17 protein-coding genes and 1 tRNA gene are annotated in these 22,795 nt (G+C 43.1%); 13 read left to right on the forward strand and 5 right to left on the reverse strand.

Annotated elements, in window-relative coordinates; translation table 11 throughout:
- Window positions 1-75: 75 nt before the first annotated feature.
- Window positions 76-2,850: a leucine--tRNA ligase gene (leuS, locus tag AAA942_RS19295; protein ID WP_338221940.1), complete on the reverse strand. Its 2,775-nt coding sequence runs from the start codon at window positions 2,848-2,850 to the stop codon at window positions 76-78.
- Window positions 2,851-3,021: 171 nt separating this feature from the next.
- Between leuS and AAA942_RS19300 the strand changes: the two genes are divergently transcribed.
- The 10 genes from AAA942_RS19300 to lpxB all read left to right on the forward strand — a co-directional run bounded on the left by AAA942_RS19300 (window position 3,022) and on the right by lpxB (window position 15,879).
- On the forward strand, window positions 3,022-4,608 hold the full coding sequence (locus AAA942_RS19300; protein ID WP_338221941.1) for an amidohydrolase: 1,587 nt from the start codon (window positions 3,022-3,024) through the stop codon (window positions 4,606-4,608).
- A gap of 102 nt (window positions 4,609-4,710) precedes the next feature.
- Window positions 4,711-5,148 (forward strand): GNAT family N-acetyltransferase, encoded by a 438-nt coding sequence (locus AAA942_RS19305; protein ID WP_338221942.1) that lies wholly within the window; start codon window positions 4,711-4,713, stop codon window positions 5,146-5,148.
- Window positions 5,149-5,356: 208 nt separating this feature from the next.
- The gene (locus AAA942_RS19310) at window positions 5,357-6,007 is read left to right on the forward strand and encodes a 7-carboxy-7-deazaguanine synthase QueE (RefSeq protein WP_338221943.1); all 651 of its coding nucleotides are present in this window, start codon (window positions 5,357-5,359) and stop codon (window positions 6,005-6,007) included.
- Between the two features lie 4 nt (window positions 6,008-6,011).
- A complete protein-coding gene (locus tag AAA942_RS19315; RefSeq protein ID WP_338221945.1) occupies window positions 6,012-7,940 on the forward strand; it encodes an OmpA family protein in 1,929 nt (642 codons plus the stop codon).
- A 474-nt stretch (window positions 7,941-8,414) separates the two neighbouring features.
- Window positions 8,415-11,459 carry a SusC/RagA family TonB-linked outer membrane protein gene (locus tag AAA942_RS19320; RefSeq protein ID WP_338221946.1) on the forward strand — a complete coding sequence of 1,015 codons (3,045 nt, stop codon included), beginning with the start codon at window positions 8,415-8,417 and terminating at the stop codon, window positions 11,457-11,459.
- A gap of 21 nt (window positions 11,460-11,480) precedes the next feature.
- On the forward strand, window positions 11,481-12,986 hold the full coding sequence (locus AAA942_RS19325; protein ID WP_338221947.1) for a RagB/SusD family nutrient uptake outer membrane protein: 1,506 nt from the start codon (window positions 11,481-11,483) through the stop codon (window positions 12,984-12,986).
- Window positions 12,987-12,997: 11 nt separating this feature from the next.
- Window positions 12,998-13,480, forward strand: coding sequence for a DUF4843 domain-containing protein (locus tag AAA942_RS19330; protein WP_338221948.1), 483 nt, complete (start codon window positions 12,998-13,000; stop codon window positions 13,478-13,480).
- 109 nt (window positions 13,481-13,589) lie between these two features.
- Window positions 13,590-14,195, forward strand: a complete 606-nt coding sequence (locus AAA942_RS19335) for a hypothetical protein (protein ID WP_338221949.1) — start codon at window positions 13,590-13,592, stop codon at window positions 14,193-14,195.
- A 75-nt stretch (window positions 14,196-14,270) separates the two neighbouring features.
- Complete coding sequence (locus AAA942_RS19340; RefSeq protein ID WP_338221950.1) at window positions 14,271-14,696, forward strand: 6-pyruvoyl trahydropterin synthase family protein; 426 nt, start codon at window positions 14,271-14,273, stop codon at window positions 14,694-14,696.
- A 76-nt stretch (window positions 14,697-14,772) separates the two neighbouring features.
- Window positions 14,773-15,879: a lipid-A-disaccharide synthase gene (lpxB, locus tag AAA942_RS19345; protein ID WP_338221951.1), complete on the forward strand. Its 1,107-nt coding sequence runs from the start codon at window positions 14,773-14,775 to the stop codon at window positions 15,877-15,879.
- Between the two features lie 130 nt (window positions 15,880-16,009).
- Here the strand turns inward: lpxB and clpX are convergent, their stop codons facing one another.
- From clpX to AAA942_RS19365, 4 genes are all read right to left on the reverse strand, one after another.
- Window positions 16,010-17,233 (reverse strand): ATP-dependent Clp protease ATP-binding subunit ClpX, encoded by a 1,224-nt coding sequence (clpX, locus tag AAA942_RS19350; protein ID WP_338221952.1) that lies wholly within the window; start codon window positions 17,231-17,233, stop codon window positions 16,010-16,012.
- Entirely contained in the window at window positions 17,233-17,907 is a 675-nt protein-coding gene (locus tag AAA942_RS19355; RefSeq protein WP_338221953.1) for a ClpP family protease, read from the reverse strand. The genes clpX and AAA942_RS19355 overlap by 1 nt, the downstream gene beginning before the upstream one ends.
- Before the next feature lie 77 nt (window positions 17,908-17,984).
- On the reverse strand, window positions 17,985-19,313 hold the full coding sequence (tig, locus tag AAA942_RS19360) for a trigger factor (RefSeq protein WP_338221954.1): 1,329 nt from the start codon (window positions 19,311-19,313) through the stop codon (window positions 17,985-17,987).
- Window positions 19,314-19,403: 90 nt separating this feature from the next.
- Window positions 19,404-19,485 (reverse strand) — tRNA-Leu (locus AAA942_RS19365).
- Between the two features lie 166 nt (window positions 19,486-19,651).
- On the opposite strand from AAA942_RS19365, the gene AAA942_RS19370 reads away from it, so the two are divergent.
- From AAA942_RS19370 to AAA942_RS19380, 3 genes are read left to right on the forward strand one after another with little or no spacing between them, the layout of a single operon-like run.
- Entirely contained in the window at window positions 19,652-21,868 is a 2,217-nt protein-coding gene (locus AAA942_RS19370; protein WP_338221955.1) for a RelA/SpoT family protein, read from the forward strand.
- A 53-nt stretch (window positions 21,869-21,921) separates the two neighbouring features.
- Window positions 21,922-22,389 (forward strand): Fur family transcriptional regulator, encoded by a 468-nt coding sequence (locus AAA942_RS19375; RefSeq protein WP_338221956.1) that lies wholly within the window; start codon window positions 21,922-21,924, stop codon window positions 22,387-22,389.
- A complete protein-coding gene (locus tag AAA942_RS19380; RefSeq protein ID WP_338221957.1) occupies window positions 22,389-22,730 on the forward strand; it encodes an STAS domain-containing protein in 342 nt (113 codons plus the stop codon). Before AAA942_RS19375 ends, AAA942_RS19380 begins: the two co-directional genes overlap by 1 nt.
- Window positions 22,731-22,795 lie beyond the last annotated feature (65 nt).

Raw genomic sequence — 22,795 nt, forward strand, 5'->3', positions numbered from 1 at the left:
TATAAGTTTAATCTCTAAAAACGAAAAAAGGCTCAATTCCTTAAAATTGAGCCTTTTGAAAAGTAGGATCAGTCTTTATACGACCAAATTCACAATCTTACCTGGTACAATAATCACCTTCTTTGGAGCTTTGCCTTCCAGCCATTTTTGTACGGTGGTATCGGCCAAAGCTGCTTTTTCAATTTCAGGAACGGATAAAGAAAGTGGCAAGTCCAACTTTGCGCGCATCTTACCATTGATCATGACCGGATACTCAAAGTTGCTTTCAACCAAGTATTCTTCTTTGAACTTAGGGAATCTTGCAGTGGTAATTGAATCTGAATGACCTAAAAGCGACCAAAGTTCTTCGGCAATATGCGGTGCGTATGGAGAGATCAAAACCGCTAAAGGCTCCAACACTTCCCGCTTGTTGCATTTCAAAGCCGTCAGTTCATTCACACAGATCATAAAGCTGGACACGGACGTGTTGAAGGAATAATTGCCCATGTCTTCTTCCATCTTTTTAATGGCTTTGTGAAGGGCTTTGAGTTCCTCTTTGTTGGCTTTTTCATCAGAAACCGCAAATTCACCAGCTGCATTGTGGTAAAGATTCCAAATCTTCCTTAGGAACTTATACACTCCATCGATGCCATTGGTATTCCAAGGCTTGAACTGCTCCAAAGGTCCAAGGAACATTTCATACAATCTTAACGTGTCCGCACCGTATCGCTCGATGATGTCGTCGGGATTGACTACGTTGTACTTGGATTTGGACATTTTTTCGACTTCCGATCCGCAGAGGTACTTGCCGTCTTCCAGAATAAATTCGGCATCAGCCAAGTCTGGTCTCCAGGCCTTGAACTTTTCCAAATTCAACTGATCGTTGTGTACGATGTTTACATCCACGTGCATGGCAGATGTGTCGTATTGATCCTTCAGTCCGTAGGAAACAAAGGTGTTGGTGCCTTTTAATCGATACACAAAATTCGACCTTCCTTGAATCATCCCTTGGTTGATCATCTTTTGGAAAGGTTCGTCGATGCTTACCACACCCAAATCATACAAAAACTTGGTCCAGAATCGGGAATAGAGCAAGTGACCTGTGGCGTGTTCGGAACCACCGATGTACAAATCCACGGCACCCCAGTAGTCTGTTTTGGCTTTATCTGCGAAAACTGATTCGTTTTTCGGATCCATGTACCGGAAGAAATACCAGCTCGATCCCGCCCAACCTGGCATCGTGGAGAGTTCCAAAGGATACTCACCATCAGCCGTTTTGTAAGTCCAGTCTTTTGCTCGACCGAGTGGGGGCTCGCCGTCTTCTGTAGGCAAATATTTATCTACCTCTGGAAGGACTAAAGGAAGGTCTTTTTCTTCAATTAAATAAGGCAAGCCGTCTTTGAAATATACGGGAAGTGGTTCGCCCCAATAGCGCTGACGGGTGAAAATAGCATCCCGCATTCGGAATTGGATTTTACCTTTTCCGATCCCTTTTTCCTCCAAAAACTCAATGCATTTCTCCATGGCTTCTTTCATGTAAAGGCCAGAAATAAAGCCCGAATTGATGATCAAACCACCTTTTCCGGGGAATGAACCGTTCTCCATCGAGCCTTCGATCACTTGGCGAATTTCCAATCCGAAGTGCTTGGCAAAGTTGTAGTCCCGCTCGTCATGAGCAGGTACCGCCATCACGGCACCTGTTCCATACCCTGCCAAAACGTAGTCGGCAACCCAGATTTGGATTTCTTCTCCGTTGAAAGGGTTGATGGCATAGGAACCGGTAAATGCGCCTGAAATAGTCTTCACATCGCTCATTCGCTCTCGCTCGGAGCGGTTTTTGGCGACTTGGATGTAGGCTTCTGCAGTTTCCCGCTGATCGTCTGTGACCAGTTCGGCTGCTAAATCAGACTCTGGAGCTAAAGCCAAATAGGTTACTCCGAAGATCGTATCTACTCGAGTGGTAAAGACCTTAATTTTCTTATCTGAACCTTTTACATCAAACAAAACTTCAGCGCCGATCGACTTTCCGATCCAGTTGCGTTGCATTTCTTTGATGGGTTCGGACCAGTCTACTTTTTCCAAGCCTTGGAGCAAGCGATCTGCATAAGCCGTGATCCGCATGGACCACTGCATCATTTTCTTTCGCTCCACAGGATGACCACCTCTTTCGGAGAATCCGTCCTTTACTTCGTCATTTGAAAGAACAGTTCCCAAAGCAGGACACCAGTTTACCGTCGTTTCAGCCAAGAAAGTCAATCGGTATTTGAGCAGCATTTCCTGCTTTTCTTTTTCAGAAAAAGCGTTCCATTCTTCTGCGCTGAAAATAGTTGTGTCGTCATCGCAAACCGCCTTTACCTTTCCATTTCCTTCTTTTTCAAATTGGGAAACCAAAGATTCGATTGATACAGCCTTGTCCGCATCATGGTCATAGTAGCTGTTGAACAGCTGCATGAAAATCCACTGCGTCCACTTGTAGTAGGAAGGATCCGAAGTTCGAACCTCTCTATCCCAGTCGAAGGCGAACCCGATGTTTTTAAGTTGTTCTGTATATCGAGCGATATTTTGTTCGGTGGTAATGGCAGGATGCTGACCGGTTTGGATCGCATACTGCTCTGCCGGCAAGCCAAAGGAATCATAGCCCATCGGGTGGAGGACATTGAAGCCTTTCAGCATTTTAAATCGGGAGACGATATCCGAAGCGATGTATCCCAGCGGGTGGCCGACGTGTAGCCCGGCACCGGATGGATAAGGAAACATGTCCAGGGAATAAAACTTGGGACGATTGGTGTCCACTTCGGCTTTAAAGGTTCCTTTTTCTTTCCAGTAGCCTTGCCATTTTTGCTCGATTTCCCTGAAGTTGTACTCCGCCATGATTGAATTTTTCTTGATTTTTTGACTAAATGCCTGCAAAAATAGAAAATTCAGGCGGCTTTGGTAGTCAAATTTCCAATTCCTCCCAAATCGGGATTTTCGCCATTAGTCAATTTTGTATTCGGTACTTCCTTCTTTTTTGTACTTTAAGAAACCTAACCAACCGACCTTATGAGAAAAAATATTCTAATCACATTATCCTTAGCTGGAGGAATCTTCCTTTCGGCTTTTCCCCAGAAAAAATACAATGCTAAGCAAATCGAGGCCTTGAAAGCCGAAGTTGCTGAAATTGTCCAAGCCAATCACAAGCAAAGTCAAGTGATGGTGGATAAGATTTTTTCCTTTGCCGAATTGGGCTTTCAGGAAATTGAATCTTCCAAATACTTGACCGGGATTTTGGAGCAAAATGGCTTTACCATCGAAACGGGAATCTCTGCCATCCCCACGGCATGGTGGGCTACTTGGAGTAATGGGGAAGGTCCGGTGATTGCCTTGGGTTCTGATGTGGACAATATTCCTAAAGCCTCTCAGTATCCGGGAGTTGCCTACCACAAACCCATGGTTGAGGGAGCTCCGGGCCATGGAGAAGGGCATAATGCCGGTATTCCTTTGAATATCACGGCTGCCTTGGCCGTGAAGCAGATTATGGAGCGGGAAAATATCGGAGGCACCTTAATTCTTTGGCCGGGGATTGCCGAGGAATTGGTGGCTGCAAAGGCGTGGTTTGTTCGGGATGGGAAATTTGACGGAATTGATCTTTGCATTTTCACCCACGTGGCAAATAATCTTGCGGTCAGCTATGGACAGGCTAGCGGTACGGGATTGATTTCCGTGGAATATACCTTCTCCGGAGATGCCGCACACTCCGCTGGTGCCCCTTGGAGGGGAAAAAGTGCCGCTGATGCCACAGAGCTGATGAACATTGGCTGGAACTACAAGCGGGAACATTTGCATCCACTGAAAAGATCGCACTCTGTGATCACCGATGGAGGAGATCAGCCCAATGTGGTACCTTCAAAGGCGTCGATTTGGTACTATTTCCGGGATGTGAAGTATGACGGGATTATGGAAATGTATGTCCAGGCCAATGATATCGCCAAAGGAGCGGCACTGATGACCGGAACGACCATGGAGTACAAGGTGCTGGGCACTGCATGGCCAAGGCACTTTAATAAGGTGATCGCTGAGAGGATGTATCAAAATATTCTGAAGGTGGGGCTTCCCGAGTGGGATGAAAACGATCAAACTTTGGCAAAGGCTGTTCAGGAAGAGATGGGTTCCAAACCGACAGGCCTGGCTACCAAACTGGATACCTTGGGGCTGCCTGTGAAAGAGCCTGTCTCAGGTGGCTCAGACGATATCGGAGATGTGTCTTGGGTCGTGCCGACCGTGACTTTGAGATTTCCTTCCAATATTCCGGGACTTCCCGGTCACCACTGGAGTAATGCCATTGCAATGGCCACTCCGATCGCTCACAAAGGGGTGACAGCTGGAGCCAAAGCGGAAGCGATGACTATTTTGGACTTTCTGCTTCAGCCCGAACTGGTCGATCAGGCTTGGGATTACTTCAAAAATGTGCAGACAAAGGAAGAAACTTACAAGCCGATGATTACGGCGGATGACGCTCCTCCGATTTATCTGAATGAAGGCATTATGAAGCAGTTCCGTCCAGCTTTGGAGAAATTCTACTACGATGAGACGAAATACGATACCTATTTGCAGCAGCTTGGGGTGACGTATCCGACGATTAAGAAATAGAGTTGTAAAGTGTAAAAGTGGCAAAGTTGTAAGGTTGGTCGAACCCCAACTTTACAACTTTACCACCTTTCTACCTTTCAACTATTGAAACTTTCCAATTGAATGCAATATCACATCAGAATTGCTTCTCCCGCCGAACTCCTCTGGGTGCACGAACGCATCCCGGAGTTTCCTGGGAAGGCTTCGTTGGATTTTTACACAGAGCGACTACAGCATCGGCTTCATTTGGCATTGGTAGCAGAAAAGGATGGTGAGCTTTTGGGTTTCAAGGTAGGCTATCAAAGTGATACACCGGATACCTTTTATTCTTGGATGGGAGGGGTACGGCCTGGGTTTCGCATACAGGGAATAGCAGAGGCCTTGGCAGATTATCAGGAGAATTGGGCCAAAGAAAAGGGATTCGAGGCTATCTTTTTCAAAACCAGAAACCGCTTCCCAGCAATGATTGCTTTCGGATTGAAGCGTGGATTTAAAATCATGGAAGTAATTCCCAGGGTTGGGGTGGAGGATTATCGGGTTGTGATGTGGAAGGAACTTTGAATTAGGAACAGCAATTTGAGTAAGTACGATTTACGATTTCAGATTTACGATGCTTTTTTGCCCCTCAAGCCTAATTTCCACAGGGTAACTACCCAGAATTAGATTTGAGGTTCTTATTCAAGTCGTAAATCGTACTTATCCTTTCAATTTTAACGCTTACCTTTGTTTTCTAAACCAGCGGTCGAATCACCCGCTTTACCAAAAATTCATGCAGACACTCGAACGGGTAGCTCCGACTACCCAAGAACTCGTAGCCGCAGGGCTCCAGCTTCCAATCATGGAGGCTTTTTATACCATTCAAGGAGAAGGCAGATTTACAGGACATCCCGCATATTTTATCCGGCTGGGAGGTTGTGACGTAGGCTGCGTTTGGTGCGACGTAAAAGAAAGCTGGGAAGCTGCCAAATGGCCGGTTTTGTCTATTGGGAAAATCGTTGAGGACGCTTTGGCTTTTCCGGGAAGACTAGTGGTCATTACCGGAGGCGAGCCTTTGATGTACAATCTTGATCCTTTGACCAAGCTTTTGAAAGAAAAAGGATTTACTACCAATATTGAAACTTCTGGCGCTCATCCTTTTTCAGGAGATTTTGACTGGGTGTGTTTTTCTCCCAAGAAATTCAAAAAACCGCATTCGTCTATTTACCAAGTGGCAGATGAACTTAAAGTAGTCATCTATAATAAGAGTGATTTTACCTTTGCTGAGGAGCATGCCCGGTTGGTGAATCCCGTTTGTGAACTCCGTCTGCAGCCCGAGTGGAGTAAGGCACCGAAGATGACTCCCGAGATCATCGACTACGTGAAAAATCACCCGAATTGGAAAATATCCCTGCAAACTCATAAATTTATGGACATCCCCTAAGTCGATGCGCTCTGTTTACCTGTTTTTCTTTGGATTTTTGCTGTCACTCCAGCTAAGTGCGCAGCAATATTCGATTATTGACAACAGAGCTATCAAACTATTTCAAGAAGGGGAGGAGTTAACTCTTTCAAGGAGATACGATGAGGCCTTAGGAAAATACAGAGCAGCTATAGCTAGGGAGGGATCTTTTTTAGAAGCATATATTAAAGCCTCCCAACTATTAATTACCCAGGGAGATTTAGACGAAGCGGAAAAGTTAGCCTTGGCAGGAAAAGCAAGGCTTTCTGGAAAGAATGCGACTTCCAAGCATGTGGCAGATTATGGCTGGCTATTCACAAATCTCTATTTAAATCAAGGGAAATTTCCGGAAGCTTTTCGGCAGTTTCAGGAAGTAGACCCACTTTTGGATGAGGCTTTCAAAAAGTCCATGTATTACTCTCAGATGAAATCTCAAATGGACTTTTTGGGAACTCAGCTGGGACAGATTGGAGAGATCACGAAAGAGGTTCTTCCCTTCCCCCTGAATGAATATCAACTACAATATTTTCCTGTTTTGACAGCAGATGGAAATCAGATTTTGTTTACCAAAAGAGATGGCACGGGAAATTTTGACAAAGAAGATATTTACACCTCTTATATAAAGGATGATGGTGGATGGACTCCACCTCAGGGAATATCCCAAACGATCAATTCTCCCTACAATGAGGGAACATGTTCGGTCACCGCAGACGGGAATATTCTGATTTATACCTCTTGTGATGCTCCCGATTCTCAGGGAAGTTGTGATCTGTATATCGCTTATAGGGTCAATGGCGCTTGGCAAAGACCGAGTAATATGGGGCCAAAAGTTAATTCCCGATCTTGGGATTCTCAGCCCTCTCTTTCTGCGGATGGCCGGCTTCTGTTTTTTTCATCCAATAGAAAAGGGGGGTATGGAGGAAATGATATCTGGTATTCGGTGAGACAAAATGACGGTAGCTGGTCAGAAGCAAAAAATCTCGGAAACACACTCAATACCCCAAAGGATGAGATCTCTCCTTTTATGTTTTTCAACAATGAAATCCTATTCTTCTCTTCCGACGGGCATCAGGGATTTGGGGGGATGGATATTTTTCTTTCCAGGGTAAAGAATGGGCAATTTCAAAGCCCTGAAAATCTCGGTCTTCCGATCAATGATCAATTGGATCAGGTCGCTCTTTTTATCACTGCACAAAAGGACTTTGCCTATTACACTGAGCTGACCAAAGGAGAAAGTGAGTCAGAGCCTGATCGTTCACTTCTTTATCGATTCAGGTTTCCTGAGGAAATTTATCTCGGGGAAAATCTGACCGTAACAGAAGGAAAAGTCTTCAATGCCAAAACTGGGGAACCCGTGGATGCTACTCTTTCCTTGGTCTCTTTGACCAATGACAGTACGCTGTATCAGTTCAAGTCCGACGGAAAAACAGGTGACTTTATGATGCTCTATCCTGAAAAAGCCGTTTCTGGTTTGTATGTGGAGAAAAAAGGGTTCTTGCCAAAAATTTACAATGTGGAGCGTGATAAGCTTCAAAACGTCAAAGATCTAAAGGTGGAGCTTACCCCAGTTGCCTCAGGAGAGGAGTTTGTTTTTGAGAATGTATTTTTTGATTTTGACCGATACGATTTGAAGCCAGAATCTATTTCCTCTTTGAAGCGGCTTTACAAGTTTCTTACAGAGAATCCGAATGTGAATGTCTTGATATCAGGGCACACTGATAATATTGGGAATGCAACTTACAATCAGAATCTCAGCTTAGAGCGGGCGAAAAGTGTCCAAAAATATCTGGTTAATGAAGGTTTGCATCCGGGTAGGATATTGGTGGAGGGCAAAGGCGACACTCAGCCCATGGTTCTTAACACCACTCCACAAAACCAGGCCCTCAATCGAAGAATTACGATCAAGGTGCTTTAGGATTTTTCGGAATTAAATTCTGTGAAAGGAGACTTTGCTTTTTAACTTTTGATCTTTTATATAAAAGAGAAAAATAACTTAGGGTATTGTATAATAAGGACAGAATTTTATTCTAAAAAACATTATATAAAACTTTGTTTTGGGACTCCAAAAGCATAAATAAAAAAATTAGATTTTTTTTAAAGTGGTTAATTAGAAACTCAGCAGGGGCCTCTGACTCAAAAAATAATTCCAGTTTCCATTATTTTTTTTCTCAAAATTAACTTTTGTTAACATTGAGATATCATTTGGAAAAAGTCGGTTGAGTTTTAAAAAACAATTTAAAACAAAATATAATTTTGATTTTTCTTATTTTTCAGGCCCTTTAGGTGTTTTTTTGAATCAAACTTTTCCTTACCGTTCGTGGTATAGCCCTTTGTATTGTGAATTATTCCAAATATCATTGGAATTAAATTAAACCAAAATCTAACCAATATGAGGAAAGTTTTACTTCTAGGACTCATGCTGTTTTTGGTAAGTGCAGTTGCATTTGCCCAAAGCCGTGTGATTACCGGTACAGTAACCTCTACCGAAGACGGTATGGGTGTACCAGGTGCAACAGTTCTGGTAAAGGGAACAACTATTGGTACTGCCACAGATATTGATGGCAAGTATTCAATCAGTGTCCCTGCCGGAAGCAATGTATTAGTGTTCACATTCGTGGGCCTGACCACTCAGGAAGTTACAATCGGAAGCCGTACTACCATCGATGTAGTAATGGAGTCTGATTTGACGGCATTGAGTGAAGTCATCGTAACAGGTTATGGTACTCAGCCTAAGAGAGAAGTGACTGGTGCAGTTTCTTCTGTTAAGGGCGAAGCTATTCAAAACCTGCCTTTGCAATCTTTTGACCGTGCATTGCAAGGTCGTGCTGCCGGTGTACAGGTAAGATCTTCTAACGGTCTTCCAGGTGGTGCTGTAAACATCCGTATCCGAGGTGTAGGCTCCATCAACGCTGGTAACGAACCCTTGTTTATCGTGGATGGTGTTCAGTTGAACAACCAGTCTAACGCAGCATTTACTCAGTCCAATCCATTGGCTTTCTTGAACCCTAATGACATCGAGTCTATGGAGATCTTGAAAGATGCTGCGTCTGCTGCGATCTACGGTTCTCAGGCTGCTAACGGGGTTGTGATCATCACTACCAAAAAAGGAAAGCAAGGCAAGGCAAGATTTGAATTCAATGCATTTGCCGGTGAAACCCAGCCAATGAAATATTTGGATGTTTTGGGTGGTTCCGAGTGGTACAACATGAGAAAAGAAGCCTATATTAATAGCAATCAGACTATTCCAGAAGCTAGAACCCTAAGCAACATGGGTATTCTTCCTTCTAACTGGCAATCTTTGAGTGCCGAAGAGTTGGATGCAATTGGACAAGGTCTTCAGACATATGATTGGCAGAGAGAAGTAATGGGACCTGGAAGACTTCAGAACTATGAGCTTTCTGTATCCGGAGGTGATGACAAAACTACCTTCTTCCTTTCTGGATCTTATAACTATCAGGAATCCTCCTTCCAGCCAGTCGACTTCGAAAGAGGAACTGTAAGAGTATCCTTGCAGCACCAAGCAAACAGCAAGTTGAACATCGAGACCAATGTGAACCTTTCTACTTTCCAGCAGAATATTCCTTTCGCAGTATCTGGTTCCTTCTTGGGTAGCCCTGCATTTTCTGCTTCAGCTATTTTGCCTCACAATGCGATCTACAATGAAGACGGTACTTTCAATACAGCTATTGGTGGTGTATTGGGACAAAACGTAGTATTGGTTAATGAATACAACTCCGGTCTTCAGAGAACAAATACTGTTGTTGGTAACATCATCGGTAATTACAAGATTCTTGACAATCTGACCTTCCGTTCTTTGTTTGGTATCGATTACAGATTGCTTCAAGGTGATTCTTACCGAGACCCAAGAACTCCTGACGGAGCTGGTGTAAGAGGTAGAAGCTCTCAGCAGCAAGACTGGAGAACCCGATTCATCACTACTCAGACTTTGAATTGGAATAAGTCTTACAACGGAGTACACAATCTTTCTGCTCTCCTAGGTTTTGAATTCCTTTCTGAAACTCGTGAAGGTATTGATGGAGCCGGTATCGGATTCCCAACTTTCCAGTTCAGAACAATTCAGTCTGCAGCTACCCCTGAATCACTTTCTGGATTCTGGACAGGTTACAGAAGAGTTGGTTTCTTCGGTTCAGTCAATTATGACTACAAGAAGAAATACTTGGCTACTGTGACTGCTCGTTACGATGGTTCTTCCAGATTCGGTGAGAATAACAGATATGGTTTGTTCCCATCCATCCGAGTAGGTTGGAGCTTGGTTGAAGAGGAGTTTTTGAAGTCTTCTTCAGTAGTCTCTGAATTAAAGCTTAGAGCTTCCTACGGTTTGACAGGTAATGATCAAATTGGAAACTTCGCTGCAAGAGGTCTTTACGGTGGTGCTGGTAATTATTCTGGAAATGCCGGTATCAGACCTAGCTCTTTGGCCAACCTGAACTTGGGTTGGGAAACCAACAATACCTTAAACTTCGGTTTGGATTATGGATTCTTCGGAAACAGAATCACCGGTTCCTTGGATGTGTTTGACAGAAGAACCAAAGATCTATTGTTGGATCAGCCAATCCTTTGGACAAACGGTTTCTCTGATATTGCAAACAACGTAGGTGAGCTTCAAAACAGAGGTATAGAATTGGAAATCTCTACCGTAAACATTGACCGAGGTGGTTTCCGTTGGAATTCCAGCTTCAACTTCAGTGTGATTGACAACCAAGTGATCAGCTTGTACGATGGTCTTGAATTTCTTCCTGCTAACCCAGGTATTGCTGTGGGCCAGCCCGTAGGTAGATTTGGTGAAGGTGCTGTGTTTACTCAAGAATATGCCGGTGTAAACCCTGCCAATGGCCGTCCAATGTGGTATGATATCAACAGAAACATCACTTATCTTCCACTAGCAGCTGATAGAATTTATTCTGGTTCTAGCTTATCCACTCATTTCGGTGGATTGAATAACACCTTTACTTACAAGGGATTTGAGTTGACCGCCTTCTTCGTTTATGAGTACGGAGCAAGAATCTTTGATGGTCAGTACAGCTTCCTAAGAGAAAATGGAACCCGTCTTACTCTAAATGCATTGAGAGAAGTTAATGAAAGATCTTGGAGAGAACCAGGACAAGTGACTGACATTCCAAGAAACTTGACTACCAATGGTGGTAACTTCCCAAGAAACGCCTCCAGAAATACGGGTTCTGCAAACTTGTTGAAAGCTGATTTCATCAGACTTTCTCAGTTGACCGTGGGATACACCTTCAATCCAACCTTGGTAAGTAAAATTGGACTTTCTAGAGCCAGAATTTATGTACAAGGATTGAACTTGTGGACGTATACTGACTATCCTGGATACGATCCTGAGTTTACCGGTGCTGGTACAGGACAAATTCCTTTGACTAAGAACTATACCGTCGGGGTTCAAATTGGATTCTAATCACCCAAAAAGATGAAAAAAATGAAATTTATAAATAAAGCAGTTCTATCTATTGCGCTGGCAGGTTCATTTCTGCTTGGCTCATGTGAAAGCGCGCTGCAGGTAGATCCAAGACAGTCCATTGACGCAAATGGAGCTCTTACTACTCCAGACGCTGTGGATGCAGCTCTAAACTCGGTGTATGCACGTCTAAGACCTACCAGCAACTACGGAAGAAACCTTCTTGCAATGGCTGATGCTCTTGCAGATGTTGGACAGACAACCAGTAACTCAGGTCGTCTGATCGGAGAAAATAACAATCAGCCAAACGTACACTTTCCTGCTGCGACTTGGCAAAACAGTTATTTCGCAATAAATGAAGCTAATTTGATCATTGATGGCTTGGGAGATGTTCAAGGTGCATCTGAAGCTCAATTGGCAAGATGGGAGGGAGAGTCTAAGTTCCTTAGAGCTCTTTACTACTTTGATTTGGTAAAGGTTTATTCTTACATGCCAACTGCAATCTATCAGCCAGGCATTATAGATGAGGGTGGTATTCCATTGGTAACAGAGGGTATCATTACTTCTGAGGCTGCGTTTAGCAGACAGACTCCAAGAGCCACCATCAATGCCGTTTATGATCAAATTTATGCTGACTTGGAAGATGCAAAGAGACTTTTGACTTCTAGAGGTGTGCAGTATGGATCTGGTGCAGCTGCTTCAGCTTTGTTGTCCCGAGTTGCTCTTTACAGAGGCGATTGGGCCAAAGCTGTTTCTGAATCATCTTTGGCTTTGGATAGCAGTGTGGGTGTTGTTTTGTCCGGGGACGCTTACGTTAGCGGATGGAGAGCTCCAGTTAATCCTGAGTCTATGTTCGAAGTAAGATTTGCTTTGGCAGAAGAGTCTATCGGGGTTAATGAATCTTTGCAGTCTTCTTATACAGCTTTGTTGAATTTGGATAACAAAAATCAGCAAGGAGGTTGGGGTGATTTCATTCCTAATGCTACAGTTAGAGGGTTCTTTGGACTTAGCCAGCTTCAAATTGGGGAGCCAGCTTCTGACAATAACAACTGGGATGTAACCCGAAACGACGATGTTAGAGCTCAGCTCTATACAACTGGTAATACCGTAAGAGGTGCTGGTCGTCAGATCGAGTGTACCAAGTTTATGTCTAAGAGTGGTTTTGCCTATGGTGACAACGTCCCTGTGGTAAGAAAGTCAGAAATGCACTTGAACAGAGCTGAAGCAAATTACCACTTGGGTAACGAAGGCGCTGCTCTCGCTGAATTGAATGCTTTCAAAGGCCTTAGAGGTGTGGAAGAAGTTGACTTGGCGGGTGAGGCTCTTTTAGAAGAGATTCTTTTGGAGAGATTCAAAGAATTTGCTTTCGAAGGACACAGATTCTTTGACCTGAAGCGATATGGAAGACCTATCGTGAAGACTACTCCTAATGTAAGAGTGGAGTTTGATGACTTCAGAATCTTGCCTCCAATCCCTCAAAGAGAAGTGGATGGTAATTCTAACCTAAACCAAAACAGAGGCTACTAAAATCAGAAATCATGAAAAAGATATTTTCTTTATTAACCCTAGCCTTAGTCCTTGTTTTCTCTTCTTGTATTGAGCAAAACTACCCCCTATGGGAAGGAGCTTTGGTAGAATTTGATGACGCAGTAAACAGAAACCCTGTTGCTGGTCAAAAATATCCAAGAATTACCGTAGCAAATACAGTAGGTACCGTAAGTCTCCAAGTAAACTTGGTGTCTGCTCACAGATCTTCTGATGAGACCATCAACTACAGTGTAGTTGCAGAAGGAACTACTGCTGTTTCCGGTACGGATTTTACTACCTCCGGAACCTTGGTAATCCCTGCCAACTCCAGCTTTGGAACTTTGACAGTGACTATTCCAAATACAGGAGCTATCGGAGGATCAGTTGACTTGCTGTTACAGTTGGATGGCAATGCCAATATCCAACCTAGCGAAAATTACAAGCAGGTTCAACTAAGAATAACAAGACCTAACCCGCCTGCTGAAGGCGCTTGATCAACTTAAACCAAAAAGACCGGAACTTCCGGTCTTTTTTTTCCCAACTATTATGAAAACGATCAAATTAATTAACATCCTCTTTCTTTTGTGCTTGCACTCAAGTGTCATGGCACAATTGTCTGTACTTCGTGATACAGGTACTGGAAGTCCGATCATGTCAAATCCATACAACGAAGTAAAAGGATCGCAGTACATTGAAGAGTTTAGATCGGGAACCCTTCTTTTACCCAATGGCCAAATCGTAGAAGGCCTTCAAATAGCACTCAATGGCTATGAAAATACGGTAGAGTACAAGATGAATGGTTCTCTTTTTGCCTACAGCGCTGACAAGCTTGCAGGCTTTACCTATGTCAATAATCGAGGGGAAATAGCGGAGTACACCTCCGAATTTGTAATTCCAACCTTGAATAAAAAAAGGTTTATTAGGACACTGGAAAAGGGAAAATACTCACTCTATAGTCATGATTACAAAATCATGACTGACGATGCTGCTGCCACTTATGGGGCACAGGGAGCAAAAGTCTTTCAGACTCTCGAGGATCTTTTTGTGGTCAAGGGGGGTGAGATTTATCTTTTCAAAAATAGATCTAAGGATCTACAGCGCATCTTTGGGGAAGATTTCGAGAAAATTTCTCAATTGGAAAAGAACCTAAAGCTTAATCTCAAAGAGACCAATGACGTTCGTATACTTATCCGGGCGCTCAATCAATGATTAATGACACTTCCAAGTCCCTCAGTTTTCCTTGAGGGACTTTTTTTTTAGCTTTGCAGACTTATTTGATATGTGATGATTTACGTTTGCCGGAAAGAGCACTTTAATGCTGCCCATAAACTTTGGAATCCCAATTGGTCTGATGAAAAGAATTTCGAAGTTTTTGGTCCTTGTGCCAATGTCAACTGGCATGGGCACAATTTCGAATTGATAGTAACTGTCAAAGGGCTTCCTGATCCTGAGACAGGCTTTGTGGTGGACTTGAAGCAGTTGAGCACGCTAATCAGAAAACTGGTTATTGATAAAGTGGACCATAAAAATCTGAACATGGACGTGGATTTTATGCTGGGTAAAATGGCTTCCTGTGAGATTTTGGTTATGGAATTTTGGAAGATTCTGGAGCCCGCTGTAAAAGAAATCACTCCAAACGGTGGATTGTACAAGCTGACTCTTTATGAAACTCCAAGGAATTTTGTGGAATATTTTGGAGAGGGCATTTGATACTTTCCAGGAAATAAAGCTGTGGAAAAGTAGGCCTAAAAACCTACTTTTATTTTTCTAATCAAAATCAAACCTTTTGAAAAGGATATACCTGATATCAGGAGAGCGTTCGGGTGATTTACACGCTTCCAATCTAGTTTTAGCACTTAAAGCGAAGGATTCATCCCTGTCATTTAGAGGAATGGGCGGGTCCTATTCCAAAGATGCGGGTGTAGACTTGGCTGTGGATTATTCTGAAGTGGCGTTGATGGGTTTTTTGGAGGTGGTTTTGGGTTTTCGGAAAGTACTTAAATACCTGAATTTGGTCAAAAAAGATATTATTACCTTTAAGCCCGATGCTTTGATTTTGGTGGATTATGGTGGGTTTAATATGAAAATTGCCGCCTTTGCCAAGGAAAATAGCATTCCTGTTCATTACTATATTCCTCCCAAAGTCTGGGCTTGGAATCAAAAAAGAGCATTGAAGTTAAAGGCGATTACAGATCAGATTTATTCCATTTTGCCTTTCGAGCCTGAATTTTTTCAAGAATTCGGAATAAAAGTTCATTATGTCGGCAACCCACTTTTAGATGAAATCAGAAAGTTTAAATCGCACGATTTCTTTTTTCAGAAGAATGAACTGAACTACCAACCCATCATTGCTTTGCTGCCTGGTAGCCGAAAGCAGGAGATTCATGCAATGTTGGACAAAATGATCACTCTAGTTAAGGAATTTCCAAATGCTCAATTTGTCATTGCGGGAGTGGATAGCCTACCTGAGCAGGTTTATGAACCCGCCCGAAAAGCAGGAATAAAGATTGTATTTAATCAGACTTATGATTTGCTTTCCCATGCCACTGCAGCGGTAGTTACATCTGGTACTGCCACCTTAGAGACAGCTCTTTTCCGGGTGCCGCAGATTGTGGTCTACCGAACCTCCTCGATTACCTATCAAATCGCCAAGCGTTTGATTCGGGTTCCTTTTATTTCTCTGCCCAATCTAATTGCTGGCAGAGAAGTGGTAAAGGAGTTGATTCAGGATGATTTTTCTATTGAGAATCTTCGAAATGAACTCCAGAGGATTTTTTCCAATGTGGTTTACAAAGGGGAAATGCTTCAGGGGTATGATATTATCCGGGAAAAAATAGGAGAGGGGAGTGCATCTGAGACAGCGGCTAAGTTGATTTTAAATTTCAAGAATTAAAATCATTTATAGAGCTGATGACTACGGGAAATTCTGAAAGAATCTTTTCATGAAACTATTGGAGCTATGGGTCTTGGCTATTTCTGGCCCAGAAAAGCAAAACCCCGACGCTTGCCGGGGTTCTTTATTTTTAAGCAACTTGTAGTCGCTTGAATTTTGACTTATCAAACTGTGATTTTGCGTATTCTGCATCGATAATCAGCTCCTTGACTGTATCATCAGAAGGCAGTTCGTACATGGCATCGGTGATGATTGCTTCGCAAATGGACCGAAGACCTCTTGCACCAAGATTGTATTCCACTGCTTTGTCTACGATGAAATCCAATCCATCCTCTTTGAACTTCAGATTCACCCCTTCCATGGCCATTAGCTTAGCATACTGCTTGACCAGCGCATTTTTGGGTTCTGTCAGAATTCGCTTCAGTGCATCTTTGTGAAGTGGGTCCAGATGTGTCAAAACCGGAAGTCTGCCGATCAATTCCGGAATCAATCCAAAAGCTTTCAAATCTTGGGCTGTCACATACTGAAGGAGGTTTTCCCGGTCCGCAACCACATTTCCAGAACTTTTGCTGAATCCCATAGGCTGGGTATTCAAGCGCTTTCCTATATGCCTTGCGATTCCATCAAATGCTCCCCCACAAATAAACAGGATGTTTTCTGTGTTGACAGCGATCATTTTCTGATCCGGATGCTTTCTGCCTCCTTGTGGGGGCACATTTACTACCGTTCCTTCCAGAAGCTTGAGCATGGCCTGCTGCACGCCTTCACCGCTTACATCTCGGGTGATGGAAGGATTGTCGGATTTTCGGGCGATCTTATCAATCTCATCGATGTACACAATCCCCCGCTCGGCAGCTTCTACATTGTAATCGGCCGCTTGCAGCAGGCGGGTAAGGATACTTTCTACATCTTCGCCTACATACCCTGCTTCGGTAAGCACTGTCGCATCGGCAATACAAAAGGGAACTTCAAGGATTTTGGCCAAAGTTTTTGCCAAATAAGTTTTTCCAGTTCCTGTATCTCCGACCATGATGATGTTGGATTTTTCGATCTTGATTTCATCAGGATCTTCCTTCTGCTGAAGTCTTTTGTAGTGGTTATAAACGGCTACGGTCAGTACCTTCTTGGCATCCTCTTGACCGATCACATATTGATCCAGATAAGCTGTTAATTCCTTGGGTTTCTTCAGCTTAAACTTGGGTTTGGCTCCTGATTTTTTGGTTTTTTCTTCTTCTCCCAAAATCAGATATGCCTGATCGATGCAAAAATTACAGATATGGGCGGAGATGCCCGATACCATCAGGTCTACGTCTTTTTTATTTCTACCGCAAAAGGAGCAGGTAACTTGAGCCATTATCTAGATTTTTTTACGAGAACTTCATCAATCAATCCGTATTCTTTGGCCTCAGGGGCTCTGAGCCAATAATCACGGTCTGAGTCTCTTTCGATTTCTTCAAAGGTTTTTCCGGTGTGGTTGGCCAAAATCTGGTACAACTCCTGTCTCATGGCTAATATCAATTTCAAAGAAATCTCCATGTCTTTGGACTGACCTTGCATACCTCCTGAAGGCTGATGAATCATCACGCGGGAATGCTGTAATGCCGAACGCTTGTCTTTGGCACCACCGGCTAACAATACAGCTCCCATAGAAGCGGCAATACCGGTACAGATCGTCGCTACATCCGGACCGATGTACTGCATGGTGTCGTAAATTCCCAATCCAGCAGTCACAGAACCTCCCGGGCTATTGATGTAGAGCAGGACGTCCTTTTTGGAGTCTACAGATTCGAGGAAAAGCAACTGGGCCACGATGATATTGGCAATATGATCGTCTACACCTGTGCCCAAGAAGATGATCCGATCCATGATCAATCGGGAGAAAACATCAATTTCACGGAAATTTTGCGGTCTCTCTTCGATTACTGACCGAGTCATGTTTTCGATGTGGGTGGTATATTGATCAAATGCCGTCCCGCTTACGCCCTGATTGTGAATGGCGTATTTTCTGAATTCTTCTTTACTAATCATTTTTGAGTTTGTTGTGGTAAGCAAAAATAAAAAAGTCCTTATAAAAAGGACTTTTCAATATAACTCTCTTAATCGAATTACTTCTCCAAAAGTTCCTTGAATTCGTCAATCGAAATTGACTTTTCTTTCATGTCAATTTGCTCCTGCACAAATGCCAGAACCTTATCATTTTGGACTGAAGTGAGCATGTTCATGTAGTTTTGACCTTCATTCCCTTTCAAGTAATTGTCTACAAACATATCCATGCTAGCTTCCAATTGACTTCCTAATCCAGAAGAAGCAAATTGCTCGCGGATCATTTCTTTGGTCTTCTCAATGACATCCTCATGCTCTGCCTGGATTCCATTGTCTTTGGCGATTTGGTTGGAAATCAAAGACCAAGTCAATTGCTGGGCATAGATTGGGTACTCTTTCTCTACGTCAGCTTCGGTTACCTTGCCTTCATTAGCTTTCAAAAGCCACTCTTTCAAGAAAGCATCAGGAAGCTCAATCTTGGCTTTCTCAACCAATACTTTCTTAAGCTCCTCCTCAGTGAATACTTTGGATTCTTTGTCATAGCTGCCCTGAAGGGTTTCTTTGACTTTAGTGGTAAATTCTTCTTCAGACTTTACCTGATCTGGACCGAAGATTTTATCGAAAAACTCCTGATTGAGTTCAGCAGTCTGAGTTCTGTTGATGTTCTTTACGGCAAAAGTAAATCCGCCTTTTGCCTGCTCTAATTCTTCTTCTGTCAAGCCAAAAGCTTCAGTCCATTCGTCTTTCTTGACCTCTTTTGCATCAAAGGATACTTCTGTGTCTTTTCCAATTCCGATAAACTTACCCGCGAGTTTTTTGGAAATTTTTGAAGTAGGAAGAGAAATAGACTTGGTGAAATCACCTTCTACAGCCTTCAGATCTCCATAGATAGAATCACCCGCTTCGGAAGTTTCCGGATTGGTGCTTTCTCCGTATTGAGACTTTAGGTTATCGATTGTTTCATTGACCAATTTGTCGTCAACCTTGATTTCGAACTTTGTAGCTTTTGTTTTTTTGTCCAGAGAAAGGTTTACTCCTTCTACAAAGCCGATTTTGTATTCAAAATCAAAATCTTTCTGGGTTTTCCAATCGATAGAATCATCCGCTTTTTCAACTGGAAGGGGTTCACCGAGGATTCGGAATGTTTGTTCTTTGAGATAATTGTTGAGTGATTCTCCCAAAATATTGTTGATCTCATCCACCAAAAGCGATACACCATACATGTTTTTTACCATGGAAATCGGTGCTTTTCCAGGTCTAAAGCCTCTGATAGAAGCCTTTTTGGCATAATCCTTTAGTTTGGCATCAACCTTTGGTTGATAATCTGCTTCGTTCAGTGTAATTTTAATAGAAGCTTGATTTGCTGAATGCTTGTCTAATGTAATTTCCAAGGTGTATTGTATTAAACAGATGATGAATTAAAAACCCCCAATCACTTTCCTGTCTGATCAAAACAGTGGAGTGATTGAGGGCTTGTGCTGTGCGGATGGAGGGACTCGAACCCCCATGCCTCGCGGCGCTAGATCCTAAGTCTAGTGCGTCTACCAATTTCGCCACATCCGCATTGGATTCAATCAGACCGAGATTATTTGATCAAATGACCTCGCTTTCCAATTGTGGATGCAAATGTAAGTACATAATCTGATTTTTGGCAAGAGATCAAAAAAATATTTGAAAAAAAGTAGATCAATTCAACCTCACCCCATAATTTCATATCAAATCCACACCCATGATCCAGACGGATACCGAAGTAGAAAGAAAAGAGATACTCAAAAGATACCGGAAGATTCTCCGTCAGGCCAAGCCCATTCTTAAGCCAGGGGACACCAAGCTCATCAAAAAAGCTTTCAATATCAGCTTGGAAGCCCATAAGGATATGAGGAGAAAGTCCGGGGAGCCTTACATTTATCATCCTTTGGAAGTGGCTTTAGTCTGCGTAGAGGAGATCGGGCTGGGGACGACCTCCATTATTGCCGCACTACTTCATGATGTGGTAGAGGATACCGATATGGAGCTGGAGGATATCGAGCGGGAGTTTGGACATAAGGTCATGACCATCATTGACGGATTGACCAAAATTTCCGGTGTATTTGAATATGGTAGTTCTCAGCAGGCTGAAAACTTCCGAAAGATGCTCCTGACACTTTCTGATGATGTCCGGGTCATTTTGATCAAACTGGCCGACAGGCTTAATAACATGCGGACCCTGTCCAGCATGCAGAGGCATAAGCAGCTCAAGATCGCTTCTGAGACTATGTACCTCTATGCCCCATTGGCGCATAGATTAGGCTTGTATGCCATCAAGTCCGAACTGGAAGACCTTTATCTCAAGTATACTGACTCCTCGACCTATAAGGACATCGTTAAAAAGATCAATGAATCCAGATCTTATAGGAATAAGTTTATCCGCCAATTCATCCAGCCCATAGAGGAAGAACTGACCAAACAGGGTTTTCACTTTACCATAAAGGGAAGACCGAAATCGGTTTATTCTATTTTCAATAAAATGAAAAAGCAGGGTATTCCTTTCGAGGAAGTCTATGATCTTTTTGCAATCCGAATTATTCTGGACAGTGACTTAGAAAATGAAAAGGCGGATTGCTGGCAAGTTTATTCAATTGTCACAGATTTTTATCGACCCAATCCAGATCGCTTGCGAGACTGGATCAGTACTCCGCGCTCCAACGGCTATGAATCTCTGCACACTACGGTCATGAGTAATACCGGGCAGTGGGTAGAGGTGCAAATCCGTACCACCCGGATGGATGAAATCGCTGAGCGAGGCTATGCGGCCCACTGGAAATACAAGGAAAAGGATTCCTCAGGCAAGACTGGGTCGGGACTCGACGATTGGATCAATCAAGTCAGAAGTATGCTGGAGTCCAATGATGGCAATGCCATCGAGTTTATGGAGGACTTTCGGGGCAACCTGTTTCACGACGAGGTTTTTGTGTTTACCCCTAAGGGAGATCTAAAAGTACTTCCCCATGGAGCTACGGCTTTGGATTTTGCCTTTGAGATCCACACCGAAGTGGGAGCCAAATGTATCGGGGCCAAAGTCAACCAAAAGCTGGTCTCAATCAATCATAAACTCAAAAATGGAGATCAGGTAGAAATTCTGACCTCCAATAAGCAAAAACCGACCGAAGACTGGCTCAACAATGTGGTCACTTCCCGAGCCAAAGCTAAAATCAAAGACGCGCTTAGGGAAGAGAAAAGGTCTTCCATTCTGGATGGAAAAGAGATCGTACAGCGTAAGCTGAAAGCCATGAAAATGGAGTTCAATTCTGAAATCGTCGAACAGCTTCGGGCATTTTACGAGTTGAAGACGGCTAATGAATTTTACTACCGGGTAGGGAAGGGGATAATTGATCCTACGACCATCAAATCCTTCAAGGATTTTAAAGAGGCCCAAGCATCCAAAGCCAAGGTGACAGGAAAAGTCAAGGATGAGTCTACTTTTACCAAGGAAATAAAAAGCCTAAAAGGCCCTGATCATGATCAGCTTCTTATAGGAGAAGATATGGACGTGGTCGATTACATTTTGGCCAAATGTTGTAACCCTATTCCCGGTGATGATGTGTTTGGATTTGTCACGGTCAATGAAGGCATTAAAATTCACCGTACTTCCTGTCCCAACGCGTTGGAGCTCCTCTCCAATCATGGCAACCGGGTGATCAAAGCCCGATGGACCAGCCAAAAGGAAATTGCCTTCCTAGCCGGTCTTCGGATTCTGGGTACAGACCGTGTAGGATTGATCAATGATGTCACCAAGGTTATTTCAAACGAACTCAAAGTGAATATGCGGTCCATCACCGTGGATTCGGATGCGGGGATTTTTGAAGGGACGATCAAGCTATATGTGCACAGTACCGAGCATTTGGACCATTTGATTAAAAATCTCCAGGAAGTGGACGGAGTCATTAAGGTGACACGCTTTGATTAGCTGTTGAATCTTTTCTGAGAGACATAAGTTATATTTGGAAAAAATAGGACAAAATGCCTACGACAACTACCCATTTTGAAGAGGTAAAAAAAATATTCACTGCTTACCTGGAAAACCAAAAACTCCGAAAAACTCCTGAGCGATATGCTATTTTGGAGGAAATCTACACCCGTTCGGGACATTTTGATGTAGAGGGTCTTTACATCAGCATGAAAAACAAAAACTATCGGGTGAGTAGAGCAACGGTCTACAATACCCTGGACCTTCTAGTGGAATGTGACCTCGTCACCAAGCATCAATTCGGCAAAAATATCGCGCAGTTTGAAAAATCTTACGGATACAAGCAACATGACCACCTGATTTGCGTGGATTGCAATCAGGTGCTTGAATTTTGCGATCCCCGCATCCAAAATATCCAAAATACCGTAGGAGAGATTCTGAACTTTCAGGTGATGCACCATTCCCTGATCCTCTACGGAAGCTGCACCAAAGAAAACTGCCAAAACAAAACAGGTAATTGATGAAACTGACTTATCAAACTGAAAAAGACGAGAAAGCCAACTATTTGAGCATTCAGGGAGATCTCATCGGAGATGAGGTTGGGCCAAAATTGGTCGAGGTAGTCTCAGATGCCATCGAAGATGGAGCCAAAACTTTTGTTATCGATCTGAGTGAGGTCCGATACATCAGCTCAAGTGGGATTGGCCTCTTGATCACCATGCTTACCAAAATGAGAAATGCCGGTGGAGAAGTTTACCTGACCTCACCTTCAGAGCATGTAAAAAAGCTGTTGATTATCACAAAACTAAATAATATTTTCACCGTCTATGATTCGGTGGAAGATTTTAAGGCTAAGCATTAATTCCCTTTTGGGAGTAATCCTATTTTGGTCCTGTTCGGATGAAAAAACAGATTCCGGACAGGATA

The organism is Algoriphagus sp. oki45 (assembly GCF_036245605.1).
Taxonomy (GTDB): Bacteria; Bacteroidota; Bacteroidia; order Cytophagales; family Cyclobacteriaceae; genus Algoriphagus.